The sequence below is a fragment of the Clostridium thermobutyricum DSM 4928 genome (assembly GCF_002050515.1).
In the GTDB taxonomy this organism is placed as follows: domain Bacteria; phylum Bacillota; class Clostridia; order Clostridiales; family Clostridiaceae; genus Clostridium; species Clostridium thermobutyricum.
On sequence record NZ_LTAY01000032.1, the window covers coordinates 17,635 to 38,116 of the forward strand.

General features: G+C 25.6%; 14 protein-coding genes and 3 riboswitches. Of the genes, 2 read left to right on the forward strand and 12 right to left on the reverse strand.

The window, feature by feature from the left end:
- Positions 1-123 precede the first annotated feature (123 nt).
- Positions 124-879, reverse strand: a complete 756-nt coding sequence (locus CLTHE_RS06140) for a DUF2828 family protein (RefSeq protein WP_080022474.1) — start codon at positions 877-879, stop codon at positions 124-126.
- Between the two features lie 363 nt (positions 880-1,242).
- Positions 1,243-1,342, forward strand: a riboswitch (purine riboswitch).
- Between the two features lie 69 nt (positions 1,343-1,411).
- Here CLTHE_RS06140 and CLTHE_RS06145 point away from each other — a divergent pair.
- The gene (locus tag CLTHE_RS06145) at positions 1,412-2,764 is read left to right on the forward strand and encodes an NCS2 family permease (protein WP_080022475.1); all 1,353 of its coding nucleotides are present in this window, start codon (positions 1,412-1,414) and stop codon (positions 2,762-2,764) included.
- A gap of 39 nt (positions 2,765-2,803) precedes the next feature.
- Here CLTHE_RS06145 and CLTHE_RS06150 read toward each other — a convergent pair whose 3' ends face one another.
- The 10 genes from CLTHE_RS06150 to CLTHE_RS06195 all read right to left on the reverse strand — a co-directional run bounded on the left by CLTHE_RS06150 (position 2,804) and on the right by CLTHE_RS06195 (position 18,035).
- Positions 2,804-5,614, reverse strand: a complete 2,811-nt coding sequence (locus CLTHE_RS06150; RefSeq protein WP_080022476.1) for a MucBP domain-containing protein — start codon at positions 5,612-5,614, stop codon at positions 2,804-2,806.
- A 97-nt stretch (positions 5,615-5,711) separates the two neighbouring features.
- Positions 5,712-5,796: riboswitch (cyclic di-GMP riboswitch) on the reverse strand.
- 99 nt (positions 5,797-5,895) lie between these two features.
- A riboswitch (cyclic di-GMP riboswitch) is annotated at positions 5,896-5,980 on the reverse strand.
- 365 nt (positions 5,981-6,345) lie between these two features.
- Positions 6,346-7,461 (reverse strand): hypothetical protein, encoded by a 1,116-nt coding sequence (locus CLTHE_RS06155; protein WP_080022477.1) that lies wholly within the window; start codon positions 7,459-7,461, stop codon positions 6,346-6,348.
- A gap of 110 nt (positions 7,462-7,571) precedes the next feature.
- Positions 7,572-7,808 (reverse strand): hypothetical protein, encoded by a 237-nt coding sequence (locus CLTHE_RS06160; RefSeq protein ID WP_080022478.1) that lies wholly within the window; start codon positions 7,806-7,808, stop codon positions 7,572-7,574.
- 45 nt (positions 7,809-7,853) lie between these two features.
- Complete coding sequence (locus CLTHE_RS06165) at positions 7,854-9,923, reverse strand: elongation factor G (RefSeq protein WP_080022479.1); 2,070 nt, start codon at positions 9,921-9,923, stop codon at positions 7,854-7,856.
- A gap of 228 nt (positions 9,924-10,151) precedes the next feature.
- On the reverse strand, positions 10,152-11,546 hold the full coding sequence (locus tag CLTHE_RS06170; RefSeq protein ID WP_080022480.1) for a L,D-transpeptidase family protein: 1,395 nt from the start codon (positions 11,544-11,546) through the stop codon (positions 10,152-10,154).
- 336 nt (positions 11,547-11,882) lie between these two features.
- On the reverse strand, positions 11,883-12,827 hold the full coding sequence (locus CLTHE_RS06175) for a glycosyltransferase family 2 protein (protein ID WP_080022481.1): 945 nt from the start codon (positions 12,825-12,827) through the stop codon (positions 11,883-11,885).
- 128 nt (positions 12,828-12,955) lie between these two features.
- Positions 12,956-14,779 carry an LTA synthase family protein gene (locus CLTHE_RS06180; protein WP_080022482.1) on the reverse strand — a complete coding sequence of 608 codons (1,824 nt, stop codon included), beginning with the start codon at positions 14,777-14,779 and terminating at the stop codon, positions 12,956-12,958.
- A gap of 1 nt (position 14,780) precedes the next feature.
- Positions 14,781-15,155, reverse strand: coding sequence for a GtrA family protein (locus CLTHE_RS06185; RefSeq protein WP_080022483.1), 375 nt, complete (start codon positions 15,153-15,155; stop codon positions 14,781-14,783).
- Positions 15,139-16,578 (reverse strand): ArnT family glycosyltransferase, encoded by a 1,440-nt coding sequence (locus tag CLTHE_RS06190; RefSeq protein WP_080022484.1) that lies wholly within the window; start codon positions 16,576-16,578, stop codon positions 15,139-15,141. The genes CLTHE_RS06185 and CLTHE_RS06190 overlap by 17 nt, the downstream gene beginning before the upstream one ends.
- Positions 16,560-18,035, reverse strand: coding sequence for a glycosyltransferase family 39 protein (locus CLTHE_RS06195; protein WP_080022485.1), 1,476 nt, complete (start codon positions 18,033-18,035; stop codon positions 16,560-16,562). Before CLTHE_RS06195 ends, CLTHE_RS06190 begins: the two co-directional genes overlap by 19 nt.
- Positions 18,036-18,249: 214 nt before the next feature.
- On the opposite strand from CLTHE_RS06195, the gene CLTHE_RS06200 reads away from it, so the two are divergent.
- Positions 18,250-19,641, forward strand: coding sequence for a DUF2334 domain-containing protein (locus tag CLTHE_RS06200; protein WP_080022486.1), 1,392 nt, complete (start codon positions 18,250-18,252; stop codon positions 19,639-19,641).
- Between the two features lie 236 nt (positions 19,642-19,877).
- Here CLTHE_RS06200 and CLTHE_RS06205 read toward each other — a convergent pair whose 3' ends face one another.
- Positions 19,878-20,324, reverse strand: a complete 447-nt coding sequence (locus CLTHE_RS06205; protein ID WP_080022487.1) for a VanZ family protein — start codon at positions 20,322-20,324, stop codon at positions 19,878-19,880.
- Between the last annotated feature and the right edge of the window lie 158 nt (positions 20,325-20,482).

The following is a 20,482-nucleotide window of genomic DNA, read 5'->3' on the forward strand; positions in this document are numbered from 1 at the left end:
AAATCTAGATTTATGGGCTATTATCTTGACTAGATTCTGTTACAGGAAATTTGCTGTTTGAATCTAAATAATAACTTAATAATATTTTACTAAAATATTATTATTTTTTCTAGTCTAATTATATTAATTTATTTCTACCAAATTATATCTTTCTGAATTTAATACTTCTTCTATGGAACTATACTTTAAATTTCTTATATTAAATCTATCTTTCTTTATTCTATTTTTAAAGTTTAAATAATTCTCTTTATCTTTTTCTAAAAATAATTTTTTATATTTTCTAATTGCTGTACTAGGAACTTTTGAATAATTTATCTTACTATAGCTTTTAAAAGTTATATTAGTTTCAACTATATTTATTTTTCTTCTAAGATAACTTAATATTTTTCTATACTGTCTAGGAGTAAATCCCATTCCTTTTATAGTTTTTCTAGCTAAAGCTCTAGTTTCTTTAGAAGAAGTATTTTCTGACTTTAACCATTTAGCTAATAAAGATGGCTTTTTCTTTTCTAAATCTCTTTCTAATTGTTTTCTAAATAATTTCATAACATTATCTTCAAGCTCTGTATCAAATAAAGAATAAAAATCATCCCATCTCCCATAATAAGGAATAAGATGAGCATTTTTCTTAATTATATCTGGATAATTTTCTCCTAAATACTTTAATATAATTCTAAAACTTCTTTTTTCTCCTAATCCTGCTTTAATATCTCTTGAATAAAATAATATTTTCATAGTGTCTAGTTTTGAAACTTTAAAAGAATTATCCAAAGCTTCTATAATAGTATTTTGATCTAGCTTTCTACTATTTTTTAAAACTTTAAATAATATATCAGTTTCCGCTTTAACTTTATAAGTAATTTCTATTGAGTCCAGCATCCTGTACCTCCAATCTTTAGTTTAAGTTTCTACATATTTTCTTCTATTCACTTTGCTATAAGAGTTAATATTCTAATTAAAATTTATCTCTTATATATAAGTTAATTCTTACTTCAAATAAAATTTGATTTAATAATATATTAAAAGTATACAAAACTTAATTTATCAAATCAAAGCAGTTGTATTTATGTTATATAAAAATTTAAAATCTCAAATATATATTTTTTATAATTATTATTTTTTTAAATCTCAATTTTATTTTTTTATATTGCTTAATTTAAAGATACAGATAATATTTCACGTAAATTTTAAATAATTCCACTTTTAATATTTCGTTAATTGACATAATATTTTAAATCATATTATAATAACATTCGTAAGATTCGTATAATTCTAGTAATTGGTCTAGAAGTTTCTACCAGACACCGTAAATGTCTTGGCTATGAGTTATTTGCAATTTATTTAGAATATTATTTTCTTTATTAAATTTCAGATTTCTCTACATTCATACTAAAGATTGTGAGGGATACAAATGAAATTACCACTTAACAAAATTTTTTCCTATAGGGAAGAAAAAATCAATGTAAAGCAAGAAATTAGAGCTGGAATAACCACATTTCTTGCCATGTCTTACATAATAGCAGTAAATCCTTTAGTACTTCATAGTACAGGTATGCCATTAGCTCCTCTTGTTACAACTACATGCATATCTGCAATTATTTCAACTTTTCTTATGGCTTTTTATGCTAAACTTCCTTTTGCATTAGCATCAGGAATGGGACTTAATACTTTTTTTGCATATACAGTATGCCGTGAATACGGAATATCTTGGCAAATAGCTTTAGCAGCTGTATTTGTTGAAGGTATTGTTTTTGTTATTTTATCTTTAACTTCAATTCGTGAATCTGTTGCACATGCAATTCCACATAATCTTAAAATTTCTATTACAGCTGGAATAGGATTATTTATAGCTTTTATAGGGCTTCAAAATGCAAATATTATAATTGCTAATAAAACAAATTTAGTTGGACTTGGTAATTTTGCTTCTCCAACAGTAATAATAGCTTTTATAGGACTTGTAATAATCACTGTTCTTGAAAAGAAAAAAATTAAAGGTTCAATACTTATTGGTATAGTAGTTTGTACTGCAATTGCATGGATATATGCTTTAATTGACCCTTCAGGTGCTAATAAATATTCTATTTCTTTACCAAATGGTATAATCGCTTTTGCATCACCTATGCCTATAGTTGGTAAATTAGACTTTTCATTTATTCATTCTATGAAAGGATTTTTATCTTTTATAGGAATTACTTTCACTTTCCTTTTTGTTGATTTCTTTGGGACAGTTGGCTCAGTTTTAGGACTAGCTACTAAAGCTGGGTTAGTTGAGGAAGATGGAAAGTTTCCTAGAATAGGTAAGGCTCTTTTAGTTGATGCTGTTGGTACAACTTGTGGTTCATTGCTTGGTACATCAGCAATCTCTACTTTTGTAGAAAGTAGCACTGGTATTGCTGAAGGAGGAAAGACTGGTTTAACAGCATTTGTTGTTGGATGTTTATTTACAATATCACTATTCTTCTCTCCATTATTTGTTGCAATTCCTTCTTGCGCTACTGCACCTGCACTTATATATGTAGGATATTTAATGCTTAGTATAATAACAAATATAGATTTTACTAATATTACTGAAGCTCTTCCAGCATTTATAACAATAATATTAATGCCACTTTCTTATTCAATTGGTGATGGAATAATATATGGTATTTTATCTTATGTAGTTATTAATTTATTTTATAATTTAATCTCTAAAAAAAGTAAAAGAATTAAATTAAATCCTATATTAATAACCCTGAGTATCTTGTTTATAATAAAATTGATATAAAAATAAATCAGAGGATTTTTCCTCTGATTTATTTTTTATTTATTTAGTTACTGGATTTTTCTTTTTTAAATTTATGCCTAATAATAGTGCAAGTGACCCTAATATTCCAGCAACTTCAGGAATGTTACTAGTATCTCCTGTCTTTGGATTTTCAGAGTTTTCACTCTTAGATACATGTAGAACTACATTTCCATTTACATTCCCAAAAATATTAGGCATTTTATGTACTTTAACTCCATTTATTGTTATGTTATTTAATTTATATCCTTCTGGAATTGTTGGAATAGGAACATTAGCTTTTTCTCCTTTAACTCCGGATATAACTCTAGGAATACCAATTGGTTCTCCTTTATCATTTTCAATACTTACTTTTATATTCTTAACTCCACTTCCATTAGAATTATTTTTTATATCTTTAGCTATATGATATTCTATAGTTTCATTTTCATTTCCAAATATTGAAGGTATTCCATTTACTGTTTGACCTTCCCCATTTGTTACTTTTACTAAATGATATCCAGATGGAATTGACGGAGTTTTCACTGTAACTTTAGCATTTGGCGTACCTGTTACCACTTTTGGAGTTCCTATCTCTTTCCCATTTGCATCTATAACTTTTATAGTTATGTTTGGATTTTTAGCTACGTGATAAATTATATTATAATCACTATCTCCAAAAGTATTTGGTATTTTTGTTATAACTTTTCCGTTATCAGTTATATTTACTAAATGATATCCATTTGGTACTTCTGGTGTTTTTAAATTTATTTTATCTCCTGGTTCCCCAGTTGCACTTTCCGGAGTTCCTATAACTTTATTATCTGATCCTTCTATACTTATTGTTGTTTTAGTTGGATTTTTTTCTACATGATAAATTATAATTTCATCTTTATCTCCGAATGTTGAAGGTATTCCATTTACAGTTTTTCCTTCACTATTTGTAACATTTACTAAGTGGTATCCTTCTGGAATTGAAGGAACTTTTGCTGTAACTTTAGAACTTGGATCTCCTGTTACAATTTCTGATTTTCCTAATTCTTTTCCTTTTGAATCTATCACTTTTACTGTTATACTTGGATTTTTAGCCACATGATAAATTATATTATCATTATTATCTCCAAAAGTACTTGGTACGTTTGTTATAACTTTTCCGTTATCAGTTATATTAACTAAATGATATCCTTCTGGTATTTGAGGATCTTTTAAATTTGTTTTATCTCCTGGTTCCCCAGTTGCACTTTCCGGAGTTCCTATAACTTTTCCATTTGATCCTTCTATACTTATTATTGTTTTAGTTGGATTCTTTTCTACATGATAAATTATATTATCATCACTATCCCCAAAAGTATTTGGTACATTTGTTATAACTTTTCCGTTATCAGTTATATTAACTAAATGATATCCTTCTGGTATTTGAGGATCTTTTAAATTTGTTTTATCTCCTGGTTCCCCAGTTGCACTTTCCGGAGTTCCTATAACTTTATCATCTGATCCTTCTATACTTATTATTGTTTTAGTTGGATTTTTTTCTACATGATAAATTATAGTTTCATCTTTATCTCCGAATGTTGAAGGTATTCCATTTACTATTTCTCCTTCACCATTTGTAACATTTACTAAGTGATATCCTTTTGGAATTGATGGAACTTTTGCTATAACTTTAGAACTTGGATCTCCTGTTACAACTTCTGAATTTCCTAATTCTTTTCCTTTTGAATCTACAACTTTTACTGTTATATTTGGATTTTTAGCCACATGATAAATTATATTATCATCACTATCTCCAAATGTACTTGGAGCATTTTTTACAACTTTTCCGTTGTCAGTTATATTAACTAAATGATATCCTTCTGGTATTTCTGGTGTTTTTAAATTTATTTTATCTCCTGGTTCCCCAGTTGCACTTTCTGGAGTTCCTATAGCTTTTCCATTTGATCCTTCTATACTTATTGTTGTCTTTATTTTACTTGAATCTGGTATTTGTCCTGGAGTTAAATTTATATTTATCATTCCATTTCCCATTACAACCCAAGCTTGATTTTCTGGACAAACAAAAGATGATGGCATTTTAGAGGTTAAGTATGTTCCATTTCCTGCATCTTGATAATAATCAAGTTTTTTTATAGTATAGTTTACTGCCCCAGGTAGATATTGTGCAAAATATCTTGTAAATTTACCTTCCTTATTTTTTACATAAAAATATATATCTCCTGCTGATTGAGAATTTGTATAAACATTAACTGTACCATCTTTCCCTATTTTGACTTGTTTTAATTTTTTTATTTCATTAACTTGACTTGTTGTGCTAAGTGGATTTAATGAATAATATACGTTTTTACCATTGTATTCCTCTGGTAATCCTGATTTTATATTCATTTTAAACACATCTAAAGCATGAAACTCCACTCCTTTTGCTTCATACGCTAAAGTACATTTACTTAAATCAAATTGTTTAAATTGAGAATTAGCTATATAAAACTTTACATTTAATGGTTTATTCACAGGAATATCATTACCATTTTCAGCTTTTGGAACTATATAATGCTTTACACCATCTATCATTGTAGTTTTGATTTCTCCAACAGTAACTTGTCCATAACCTTCAACTTCTACATAAAGATATTTTCCACTTATATCTTTATCACTAGTAAAAGTTATATTATTTAATGATATATAACTTGCTTGATCATAAGCATCTATATTATTAGTAATATTTGAATTATTTTGCTCTTGAACTTTTATATTAGCAACATTATTAATATTATCTGCATGAGCAATTACAGGATTAATATAAATTCCTCCTACAATAGTTGCAGTTGCTATAATAGCAGCTATTCTTTTCCTATTCAATGAATTTCCCTCCTAGAATTAAATTTACATAACTTAACTTTCTCTTATTTAAAAATAATTCTTTATAAATAAAAAGACTGATTTTTCAATTTCTATTGAATAAATCAGTCGGTTGCACTACTAGCTCCATACATTTTAAAGTGCCCAAATAAAAAATGTATTTCTAAGCTTCAGATTTTATATTAAATTCAAATTTATTTTAATTATTAATTCCTTATTGTATCTTTATATCCAAAAATTGAATTTTAAAAATAAAAAAACTGATTTCTTCAATTTCTATTGAATAAATCAGTCGGTTGCACTACTAGCTCCATACATTTAAAGTGCCCAAATAAAAAAATGTATTTCTAAGCTTCAGATTTTATATTCTATAAAGTTTTAATTTTTATAAATTATTTTATTCATTATATAGCCATAACAATTATACATATTTTTTTATTTTTTTTAATATCTATATATTTCTTAATATTAACCTTATATTCATTTTTTAGTTATCACTTAAATGACTTTTCGTTTTATTAATATATTTTTATCTATTTATATAAAATATATCTTTAAAAAAATTATTTTATATAAATCAATCTAAAATAAATTAATACTTTTTTAATTTTAATTACAAATTCTATGTAATGTTTTTATAAATATGTAGTTTTATAAAAATTCCATAAATGAAAAAGATAGATATAAAATAGTTATATCTATCTTTCTAATTTTATATTTATATAAATTTATTATTTTGAGCTTGAAAGTGAATCTTTAACTACATTTGCTTCGCTCATAAGTTGTTTAAATAAAGGTGCTGCTTGCTTATTACTATCTAATGAATTCATAGGTGCCTGTCCGTATACAAAATATTGTCCATTTATTACTTTAGTTATTTCATTGTCTAAAAGTCCATCCATTTCTCCATTTCTTTCAATAGATAACATAAATACTGGCTCTTTTACATCTTCTGAAGTGAAGTTAATTATTATTCCATCACCATATTCTTTTATTAATATATGATTTACCCAATCTGCTGGAATAGTAAATTTTATTCCTAAAGCATTATCAGTATAAACAACATTTTTTGAAGTTGAAACTATATCACTATTTTTCTTATTTAATTTTACATCATTAGCATTTTTTGATTTTTCTTCTTTTTGCTCTAATGCTTTTCTTTGCTTTTGAAGTTTTTCTTTATCTGCAGCTACTTTATTTGCTTGCTTTTGATTTTCTTGTTGAATTTGATTTGTTATCTTATTCATATCATTAGATATTTCTTCTTTTTGAGCTTCTGTTGCCTCTTGTAAGTTTATACTATTTAAGATTGTTTTTGCAGAATTAATATCTCCTGATTTTATAAGATTTTCACCTTCAGTAATCTTTTGTGATATTTCTTTTGTGATATTTGATTTTTCATTTGAATTATTTGTTTTGTTAGTTGTATTACTTGTTTTTTCTTTAGTATTACTTACTTTATTTTTTTCTGATTTTTCTTTTTCACTTATCTCATTTTTAAGATTATTTATATCATCTTTTATTGCATAATTTATATAACTGCTTGGTATGTTATTTATATAATTTTCTGCTTCAGTTAAATTATTATTATCATAACTTTGTTTTGCATTTTCATAACCTTGTATTATATTTATTAAATCTACTACTTCTTGATTATTTTTATCTTTATTTTCTACTTCTTTAAAATCTTTTAAAGCTTCTGTATAATTTTTTTGGCTTAATGCTGTTTTACCTGCTTGTAATTCTTTATCTATAGGATTTGAATTTCCACATCCTACAAATATTCCCCCTGCTATAACTGCAGCTGCAACTATTACAACTGCTATTTTCTTACTTCTTTTAATCATTTTGTTTACTCCTTAAAGAATTTCCTCTATTGTTTACTAAATTACCATAAATTATAATTTTCTATTCTATAAATATCAATATAAACAAACTTATTTAACATAATATTAATTTAGTATACTTTGTTAGCTTCTATAATACAGCTTCCATTTTCATTTATCTGTTCTTTAATTTTTACAAAATTATTTTCTTCAAATATTTGATTAATCATATCTAGATTTATCAAATTTTTATTTTCTATATTCATAGTAAAATTATCATTAACATCTATTACCCCAAGGTAATCATGAATATTTCCATATTCATCTTTAGTAAGTTCTTTTTTTACATTCATTATATAATTTGACATAAAAAAACCTCCTTGCATTTTTATTATGCCAGAAGGTTTTCTTTTTTATTCTTCTTTACTTTCTATTAATTTAAGTGTTTCTATTTTAGATAACTCCTCATGTCTTGAATATTCTACTTCGAAATATCCTCTTCCTCCTGTCATTGCTTGAAGGTCTGTTGCATAGGTATATAATTCACTTTCTGGAACTTCAGCTATTACAGTCTTCACCTCTCCTTCTCCTTCCATTCCTAAAACTCTTCCCCTCCTTTTATTTATATCAGAAATTATATCACCCATACTTTCATCTCTTATATAAATATTTACTTTCATAATGGGTTCTAAAATTATAGGTTTTGCAAGCTCTATTCCTTTTTTATATGCTATAGAAGTTGCTATCTTAAATGCCATTTCTGATGAATCTACAGAATGGCTTGACCCATCATAAAGAGTTGCTTTGAGCTGCACTAATGGATATTCTAAAAGAACTCCTTTTTTCATACAATCTTCTAAAGCTTTTTCAACTACTGGTATAAAATTTCTTGGAACTGCTCCCCCAACTACATTATCTACAAATTCTAATCCTTCTTCTCCATCTAATCTTCTTTCAAATTTTATTTTTACATCACCATATTGTCCATGTCCTCCAGATTGCTTTTTATGCTTACCTTGAACATCAGAATGACTTGTTATAGTTTCTTTATAATTAAATTTAGGCTTTTTAAATAAAACTTCTGCTCCAAATTTTTCTTTTAATTTGCTTTCTACCACATCTAAATGAAGTTCTGATACTCCACTTATAACTAATTCTCCTGTAGATTCTCTTCTTTCTAATTTTAAAGACTTATCTTCTTCTATTATTTTGCTTAATCCAATATTTATTTTATCTTCGCTACCTTTATCTTTTGGATAAACAGCCTTATGCATCATAGGATTTCTAAAATTTAATTTATCATAAATAACATTATAATCTAATGTAGTTATTGTATCTCCAGTTTCTAATGAATCAACTTTTGCTATAACTCCAATATCCCCTGCAATAATCTTAGTTGCTTTTTCTGTATTTTTTCCATTAATAAAATATAGATTTGATATCTTTTCTTCTTTTTCCTTTAATCTATTTATAACTAAATCATTACTAGAAATTTCTCCTGTAATTACTCTAAAAAATGATAGTTTTCCTGCAAATGGGTCAATAGAAGTTTTAAATATAAATGCAGAAAACTTTTCTTCTTCATCTAAGCATATATGGTCAGTTTCATTATCCTCTCTAATACACTTTTGAGCTAATGAAAATTCTGGATCTGGAAAGAATCTAACTATATTATCTAAAAGACTATCCATTCCTATTCCATTAGTTGCACTTCCACACATTACTGGCGCTATTTCTCCTCTTGCACAACCATCTAAAAGTCCTTTATATAATTCTTCAGGAGTTAAAAAACCTTCATTAAAATATTTATCTAATAATTCTTCTCTTGTTTCAGCAACAGCTTCAGTAATCATTTGCTTACATTCTGCTACTTTTTCTAACAGCTCTTTTGGAATTTCAGTCTCCTCAATCCTTTTAGTTTTATAGTTATAAATTTTAGCTTTTTCTGATATGACATCAATTATTCCTCTAAAATTTTCTCCTACTCCAATTGGATATTGAACAGGCACTACACTTATCCCAAAAATTTCTTTCAATTCATTTAATGTCTTATCAAAATTTGCATTTTCTCTATCTAACTTATTTATAAAAAATGTTCTTGATAATTTAATCTTATTGCAATAATCCCAAGCTTTTTCTGTTCCTACTTGAATACCAGATACACCACAAACTACTATATTGGCTACATCAACAGCTCTCATTCCTTGAATACTTTCACCATAAAAATCAAAGTATCCTGGAATATCCAAAAGATTAATTTTTACATTATTTTTTTCTATTGGAATAACTGAAAGAGATATAGAAAATCCTCTTTTCTTTTCTTCTGAGTCAAAATCACTTAAAGTATTTTTATCTTCAACACGTCCCATTCTATCAATTAAACCTGTTGTATAAGCTATTCCTTCAACTAAAGATGTTTTTCCCGTTGCTCCATGTCCTATAAAACCAATATTTCTAAGATTTTTAATACTATAATCCTTCATATCTCCCAGATTGCTTATTTCATATTTTATGAAAGCAATCTTTTCACCAGCCTTTCAAAACTCTTTTCTTTATATTTATGAAAAGGTTTAATACAGTATGAGATATTTAGCTGTTAAATAATTAAATAATTTAAAAATAATAAAAATTAGTATTTTAAAATTATTTTATGTATACTCTTTTAATAAAAAAGAAAGGATAATAAAATTATTATCCTTTCTTAATCTTTACTAATTATAACAAACTACTATAGTTCCAGGAGTTATATTATCAAATACTGTTTGTGCAACTTGTGGTGGTAAATTTACACATCCATGAGATCCATTTGTTTTATATATATCTTTACCAAATTTATCCCTCCACCATGCATCATGAAGTCCTATTCCACCATTAAAAGGCATCCAAAACTTAACTGGAGTGTCATAGTCTTTACCTTTTAAATGTGTGTTAGCTTCTTTATATTTTATATAATATACTCCTTGTGGAGTAGCATCATTTTTACTTACATTTCCTGTAACAACATCACTTTGAACTATAAGTTTTCCATCTTTATAGTACCACATATGTTGTGTTGAAAGATTTACTTCTACATAAGTATTTCCTAATCCAACAGTTCCATAAGGCAATCCTTTTTGAGAATAAATAGGTTTTCTCTCAATTTGTTTTCCTTCTTTTATTTCTGATATTAAAGTTTGAACTTCCTCTGGAACATTTATTTTCCATCCAAAATCTCCACCTGAAACTGTTGCAGTATTTCCTAATGAAGTTTTAAATGTTCTAGTTTTTCCAACTGTATTATATTTAGCTGCTAATGAATTAACAAAATCTGTTACTAATTGATTACTTACTACAACATTCATATCTTTATTTACTGATAACCATTTATGAATAGTACTTCCATCAACTACAATTTTATTATCTCCTATATCATAAGTTATTTTAGAAGACACATATTTATTTAATTCATTTTGAGCTTCAATAACTTTTGGTGAATTAGATAAATATGTTGGATTTTCATAACAATTTAAATTTTCTAAATTTATTTGTTTTTCTCCATTTTCAATAGCATTTAAAATTGCGTCTGTTACCTTGTCCTTATTTAGCTTATTTCCGTAAACTTCTTTTACTATTTCATATTTTCCGTCTACATATTTAAAACTAGCATTTTTAGGTGATATAACTTTATACTTATCTCCATATAAAGTAGTATTTAAAGTTTTATTTAATAATTCCTTATCATAAGATTTTGAAACAGAAATTTTAGTATCATTACTATTAAAAATTTCAATTCCCCATTTAAATGGATTTTGTCTGTTTTTAAGTTTCATAACTTCATTTTGATTATAGTTCAATCCAATATCATTATTTGTTAATTCTACGTTTAACCCATCTCGTCCTTCTACTTTTAATTTATATCCATCAAATTTAGATTCTATTTTCGCATTTGCTTGTACAACTGTATCTCCAGAAATATTTACAGAATCAATAGATGAACCAAAATAGAAATGATCAACGAAATACATAGATAGCCCTAAATACACAACAATTAAAATAACTATTATTGTAATAATTCCAATTATAATCTTTCTACTATTTGTAGATTTTAATTTACTATGTTTCCCCAAAATATTTTCTCCTTCGTTATTAATACTAGCAATTTTTAAGATTTAATATCTTTTTAATTATTATACCATTATAATTAATCTATTTTATTACAACAATTTAATCATATTATATTATCTATATTTGAATCTCTTTTTTAAAAATAAATATTTTATTTTAAAATTTATTTATCACTTAAAATTTTAGTGTTTTAACAAATTAATAATTTAAATGTATATTTTTATTAATTTACTAAATCTTATCATTTTAATATTTTGAATAAAAGTTAATAGTTAAATAATGTTATTATATTCTTAATATAATAGATAAAATAAAAAATAGTATCTAATTTTTAGATACTATTTTTTATCTTCTTCAAAATTTATTTTATCTCTAATAATATAAAGAGGTCTTTTATTAACTTCATCAAACATTCTAATTATATATTTTCCTAATATAGAAATAACGCCCAAAATTATAGCTGTTACAAAACTAATATATGTACTTAATATAATTAAATTTGTTATACTATGTTTAATAATTCCTTCAACTATCATCCATATTATTTGAATTCCAAACACTACAAAGAATATGATTGATAGCCCACTTATTATATTTATTGGCTTATGTGAAAAAGATATTATACCATCTTCTGCTAATTTAAGCATTTTCTTTAAAGGATATTTAGATTCACCCGCAAATCTTTCTGCTCTATCAAATTTTACATAAGTTTGGTTGAAACCAAGCCAAGAAACCATTCCTCTAACGAAACGATTTTTTTCTCCCATACTATTAAAAACATCCACAACTTTTCTGTCCATTAAACGATAATCCCCAGTATTTTTAGGAATATCCACATCTGACATAAAATCTAAGAACTTATAAAAATATTTTGCTGTTAATAATTTAAAGAAAGTTTCACCATCTCTTTTCTTTCTTTTTGCATATACAACATCATATCCATTTTCCCAATTTTCAACCATTTGTATTATAAGTTCTGGTGGATCTTGAAGATCAGCATCAATTACTACAACTGCATCTCCTTTTGCTTCTTTAATTCCAGCTGTTACTGCTATCTGATGTCCAAAGTTTCTTGCAAAATCTATTATTTTAATATTTTTATCTTCTTTTGCAAATTCTTTAAGCGCAGGTAATGTACCATCTGTTGAACCATCATTTACAAATATTATTTCATAATTATAATTTTCAAAGCTTGACATTACTTCTGTTAATCTTTTATAGCATTCATTTACCACTTTTTCTTCAAAATACATAGGCACTACTACTGATATTAATTTCTTCATTCGCTTATCACCCTAAAATTAAAATTTCATATATTACTGTAACACTTTTACACATCTTTAACAAGATGTAATAATCTATAATATAAAAACTGCTTCAAAACATAAAATGTTTATGAAGCAGTTATATTTTAATTATCTATTTTGTTTTCATATTTATAGTAATTATTATTTATTATATACTCAGCTATTTGATAAGCTTCTTTTAAATGCTCCCTTTCTTTAGGGCTTGGATTACCTACAATTTCATTACCTTTTATTACTGTAGCATTTATTTTGGTATTTAAAAGATTTCTTCCCATTATAGGAACTTCTGGTTTTACTCCTAAAAGATTTAATACTGTTGGCATTATATCCATATGACCACCAATAGTATTTATTTCTTGTCCTTTAATTCCCTCACTATATATTATAAGTGGAATTTTTTTCTCATATTCTTTCCACCAATCTCCTGGAAGATTTATATCTTTTAACTCATCATCATAATACTTATGAACTCCACCATGATCTCCATATATCACTAAAATAGTGTCTTTCATCATTCCTAAATTTTTAAGCTTATTTATTAAAAATCCAATCTGTTCATCTGCATAATGAGAGCTTTGGAAATATCCACCTAACTTTGTCTTATCTAAATCTTTCGGTAAATTCAAGCTTCTATAATCATCTTTTATATCAAATGGTCCATGATTAGATAAGTTAGCAATCATTGAAAAAAATGGATTTTTTACGTCTTTTAATTTATCAATATATTGATTGTAGAAAGTTTTATCTGATAAGCCAAATCCAACTATCTCATTAAATTCATAATCATTTGAATCCCAAATGTTTTTGAATCCTAATGCATTTGAATGTGCTTCTGACCAATTATAATCTCCTCCAGGTTCTGCTCTAGTAGATATTGCAGTATATCCTTTCGAATTTAATATTCTTGCCATAGAAGGATATTGAGTATATGGATTAGTTAAGAAAGTAATACTATTTCCAAGTGTTAACATTCCTGTATTAACTAACATATCACAATCAATACTATTTCCTCCATTATTTTGCTCATAAATATTATTAAAATATAAAGAATGTTTAACTAATTTATTTAGAACAGGAGTTATTTCTTGTCCATAAACTTTTTCTCCTATAACAAAGTCCTCTAAAGACTCCATCTGAACAAATATAACATTTTTTCCTTTAAACATCCCAAAATATTTATTCTCCGGCAAATTTTCTTCATTCTCTTTAAACCATGCATTTATTTTATCTATTTGCTCTATATTAGGCTTTCTATTATAAGCTTCTATTGCTTTATAATTATCATAAACAAAATATGCAAGAGGCCACATATTTCTCATATCTTGAGCTGAACCCCAATCAGTTGCTATAAAATTAGTTGATCCATTATCTGATTTTCTTATATCGTATTCATAGTATGTCCCATAAATTGCAATTATTGAAATTATAACCCCTAAAATAGTTGCCAGAATATTTCTTTTCTTATCAAAGAATACCTTAGTTTTAAAAAGTAATAATGCTATTATAGGTAAATCTAAGATATAAAATAAATCTGTAGCACTAGGATTAACAATTCCTCTTTTCATCGGATTAAATAAATCTGGGAAAAAAATAAATCTTATCCCTAAATATTTTCCCGAAGCTCTAAAATACCAAATATTTATTATTAGAAATATAGAGTATAGGATATCTATTATAAATAGATATCCTAACTGCTTCTTATTTTTAAATAAATATGCTGGAAATACTAAAATAAGAATACATGCTAAATGTGCAGGTAACAAATTTATTTGTGGTGAGAATACTGCTGGAGTATATCCTGTTTTTGATGTTCCTATAGTCACAAATATAATTGTTTTTAAAACCAAACATATAAAAATAAACCATATTATTGCATTTTCAAGATCTAAATTTCTTTTTTTCTTAGCCCATATCCCCTCTATGTTCATCTTAATCCCTCTTCTCTTTAAATGTCCAAAGCTTATTTCCGAAAAAGTTAACTACCATCATAATTATTGTTACTAAAATTTGAGCTACTGTTTTATTTAAATCAAACTCTTTAACAAATACAAATAATAATAAGTTATTTAATCCTAGTACAATTAAATTTACTATTATGAATTTAGTTACTGTTTTTGGTGATTTACTTTTAGCTTTAAACACCCATCTGTTATTCCAAATATAACTATTTATCATACCAACTCCAAAACCAATTGAGTTAGCAACTATATAGTTAACACCGAAATATAGTAATATGTTATAGACTACCCAGTTTATAACTGTATTAATTATTCCTACAAATCCAAATTTAATAAACTTTTCCATTTTTGATCCTCTCTAATCCTGATATTGCCATTATAATAAATATCCACGCAACTATATATGCATATCTTCCTTGAGTTTCAGTAATTAAGTATGTTATTCCATATCCACAGAACATCATATAGAAAAGGTTTATTAGTCCATTTCCTTCTCTTATTCTTTTCCTATTGAATAGACCTATAACAGTGAATAACATAATTACTGCAAATACTAATTGGAATATTCCAAGTCCACCATTATTAAAATACACTATCATTTGATCTGGCTTCATATTAAGCTCAGTCCAATACATTCCTGATGCAGTACCCTCACTCCATTGCATAACATATTTTTCTAAATAAAATTTTGCTAAAACACTTTTTGGTGTTTCAGTTAATCTATCATATATTATTTTATCACATGCTTTTATTATTTCTTGCTTATTAAAATGATATTTTTCAGGAATTGCTGCATCTTCTGGATTCCATCTACCACCACTTTGTATATTAGTTCCTTTTAATATACTAGTTATATTAGGTTCAGTTCCATTAGTTAATAATGTATCAGTAACACCAGCTTTTATTAATATTAATCCGGTTCCTACTGTTATTAATTGAAAAGCAATTACTATAGCAACTACATTAACTATTTTAGTTCTCCATTTTTCTCTTGTATAAATAACAATGAACATTCCCATAGCTACAAGAGTTACTACCGCAACCATTCTAAATAAATTTCCTATTCCTAGTGCTAATCCTGAAACAAAAAATAACCATGGACTAGATTTCTTCTTTATACAACGAATAAAAATATATATGCTTAGCATATAGAAAGGTATAGCAATATTTTCTGTTACCAAAACTCCAACATAAGTTATAAGTGGAGGAAAAGTTGCTGTAAGAATAGCTCCTATTAATCCATATTTTTCACTATCAAAAACTTCAGCTACTATTCTATACATTAAGTATATACACCATAATCCAAGTAATAAATTAACTATCTTCATAGCTATTATATTATGAGTAAACATCTTTATCATAAATGCCATATACACAGCCATAGGTACTAAATGAGGAAATCTACCTAAATATCCAGTTCCAATAAAAGCTGAATTATTTCCTTTTAACAATTCTTGTCCACTAACATACATAGTATGGAAATCAGATTGAGGCATTGTATCTGCATTTAACATCCAAAGAATTCTAAGTATTGCTCCCCATACTATAATTATTATCATTTTGCTCCTTGATGACATATTCTTATTTTTAACAAGATATAATCCACCAAAGAAAGTTATTAAGTATACTGCTATTGTAATTACAGATGATATATCAAAATCTTTTGTATATACTGCAACTGCACCAAAGGCTGTTATTAAAACAAGTCCTAGTAGTATTTTAAGTGCATTAGTTACAAAGGCAGTAAATCCTAATCTAAACTTCTCCATTTACTTTCTCCTAACTTTTTTTCAAATAAATTTACTCCGCTCATTGCGAGTACGATAAAAATCCAACACACTATAAAAGTGTATCTATCTTGTCTTTCAGTAATTAAAAACATTATTCCGTATCCGCAAAATATAAAATACAGTAGATTTATTCCTTTAAACTCTTTTAATGCTTTTCTATTAAAAAGTCCAATATATGAAAGCACTATTAAAGCTAAATAAAATAATCTTATATACCATATTCCATTTTGGCTTATTCGTATTTTCATTTGGTTATCATCTAAACTATGTTCTGCCCAATAAGCTCCTGAAAATTCTCCGTTACTCCAAATTCCAGTATATTTTTTATAATAGAATTCTATAAGCTCATCTAAAGGAGTATTAGTAATTCTATCCCACATTATTTCTTTGCAAACTTCTTCAATTTTTTCTTTATCAAAATTATAGGTCTCAGGTATTATTGCATCTTCATGAGTCCATCCTCCTCCACCTTCTATATTAGTTCCTTTAAGAATATTAGTAATCTTAGGCTCACTTCCAGCCCAAAGATGTTGTTCTGTAAATCCAATACTTTTTAAACCAACACTTATAGCTATTAATGGGATTGCAAAACCTAAAATAACTATTGCACCTTTTTTTACTCTTTCTAAAATAATATCATTACAACAAATTATAATATATAGAATAAAAGCAATCATAATAATAGTAGCAACCATTCTAAAAAGGTTCCCAATAGAAAGAGATACACCTGCTAAAAAAATACCTAAATATTTCTTCTCACTATGTATAAATTTTAAAAAAAGGTATAAAGATAATATATAAAAAGGTATTGCTTGGTTTTCATTGCAATAAACAGCTGTATATAAAATTACTGGTGGATATAGAGCCATTGTTAAAGCTCCTATTTCTCCATAAATATTCTTTTTAAATATTTCCTTACATAAAAGATACATAGCTAAAATTCCAAAAGCTGAAAAAATACAATTTACAATTTTAACTGCTATAAATGTATTAATAGGAAATAAAGATCTCATAAGTGTTGCAAATAATACAGGAATAGTTAAATGAGGAAATCTTGCGAAATATCCTGTTCCATACATTTCAGAATAATTCCCCTTCAAAATTTCATATGTAGTTCTATATATTCCATTATAATCAGATACTGGAATACTATCTATAGATAGAACCCATGTAACTCTTATTATAAAGCCAATCAATATTAAAATTATAACTATATTTTTACTTTTAACATTTTTCTTTTTTAAAAATAAATAAATAAAAACTATCAAAATTGTAACCAATAAGAAATATATGTCAATTTCCCCAAATTTGTTTTTAGCTAATTTTAAAGATTCATAAGTTGTAAAAACAACAACTCCTAATAAAATCATCAAAGCAACATTAACAAAGTTAATAAAACCAAAGCTTATTTTATTCCATTTTTCTTTATTAAGCATTAATATATCCTACCTCTCATATTCTTTAATTCCCAAATTCTCACTTATAAATTTTATCATATATATTAATAATTTAATACTTTCTATATTAATTTTAATATAATTCATTTTGTTTATTTCTTATTTTTTCCTTATTTTTAGTTAAAAAATTCCATAATATATATTTAAATTGATATAATATATTATCTTATAAATTTTAAAAGGGGATTTATTTATGGGGAAATTAAAAAAAATTATTATTATAACTGCTTCAACTATTTTTTCTATTGCTTTAATTTATGGAATTTTCTTTTATTTCAGTTTTTTTCAAGGTGATGTTACTATAAAAAACGGAATAGTAAAAAGTAAATCAATAAACAAAGAAAAACTTTCTAGTTATAAAAGTAATGGTTATACTGCAATTAATACTTTTGAATCTCAACCTATAGAAGAAATTTCAGATATAAAAATATCTATATTAAATAAAAATTTATCTAAAGATACAAAAATTTTATTAAAAAGCCAACGTTACTATATTCCTTTAGATATTATCTGCTCAAAATTAAACTTTAGCATTATAAATAACAATTCATTAAAAATAACAAATGATAAACTTAAAATAAATTTTGTTAATAATAATAAATGTAATATTAACGACAACACATATTGGCTTAGAGGTGGTATAATAGAACATAATAATCAAAAATTCATTTCAATATCTGATATGGAATATATATTTGGATTAACCGCAATATTTAATGCAGAAGAAAATTCAATCACTATTATGAAGTCTAATATTAATAAATCATTAGACAAACAACTTCCATTACAAAATGGTAAAGTTGCATTAATAAGATTTGAAGACGTTACAGCAGGAGGTTCTTTCTATGATACAGAGAACCAAGCTAAATTTAAAGCTATAGGAGATTTTATGTACCAAAATAATCTTAAATTCAATATAGCTTGGGTTCCAAGATATATTCATCCGGATAATAATATTGATAATGATTTATTAAAAGAAAAAAATATAAATAATGCAGGCTTTATAAATGCATTAGACTATCTAATAAATTGTGGCGGAAGAATAGGATTACATGGATATACACATCAATCTAATAATACTGTAAGTACAGTTGGAAGTGAATTGACTAGAAATGATAATTCTACAGAATCAGAAACTAGAGCTGTTATTGAAAATGCTATAAATACATCTACAGCTTTAAATATTCCTGTAAGCTTTTTTGAAAGTCCACATTATCATGCAACTAAAAGACAAAAAGAAATTATAGGTGAATATTTTCAATATCAATATGAACCATATAGTATTTTAAATTATATAGGATTAAAAACAACTAAAAATAATAATTTATTTATTCCAACACCATTAGGATATATTAAAGATAGAAACCCTAAAAACATAGTAGAAAAATTAAAAAATCCAACTTCTAATCTTCTATGTTCTTTATTCTATCATCCATCACTAGAGCTTGATTATATAACTCTAGATAGTAAGAATAATGTTTTTAATTTTAACTTTGAAAAAGATTCAATATTAACTTCGTTAGTAAATGCCTTAATAGAAAATGGATATTCTACAATCCATCCTTCTGACTTTGGCACTTATTAAATATACACCACAATTAAATCGCAAAAAAAGAAAAGGATATATCAAAGGAAAATCTATATTATAGAAAAACCTTTTTGATATATCCTTTTTACTTTAATTACATTTAACTTTTTATCTCTTAATTTACATATTAAAATATACATTTCTAAGTACTTATTATTTTTTAAATATACATAGATATTTTTAACTATATCTCTATTGTTTTTTTAATATTTATTATTTTTTAAACTCTATATCTAATCTAAAAATTTATTTTTTAAGTTTATAATCCATAGCACTAATACAGAAAATATTCCCCCAGAAGTATCTATTATAACATCAGTTATCTTACCTGCTCTACCAGAAACAAATAATTGATGAAATTCATCTGAACATGCATAAAAGAATACTATCAATACCGCAAAAATTCTAGCTCTTTTCTTTGCAAAATAATTTTTCATAACATTATAACTTAATAATCCTAATATAGCATATTCAGAAAAGTGAGCACCTTTCCTAACTATTGTAGTCAACAAGTCAATATTATTCCCACTTGAATCAATACCTATAGACTGTAATAATTTAATTACAAATCCACTTTGTGAATTAGAAATATCAGCTGGCTGAGCAGACATATAAAAAATAAATATCATCCAAATCACTAAAAGTATCCAAGAAAAAATAATTCTATTTTTTTTATACATATAATATCTCCCCTCAATTTACTCAATATAAATTCTAATATAAAATTTATAACGAGTAAACTTATAATTTCTAAGATAAAATATGCATCTTTAATTATATAACATTAAATTCTCACTCTTATATAAATCTTCTAACTAAAAACTCTAAAGTATAATAT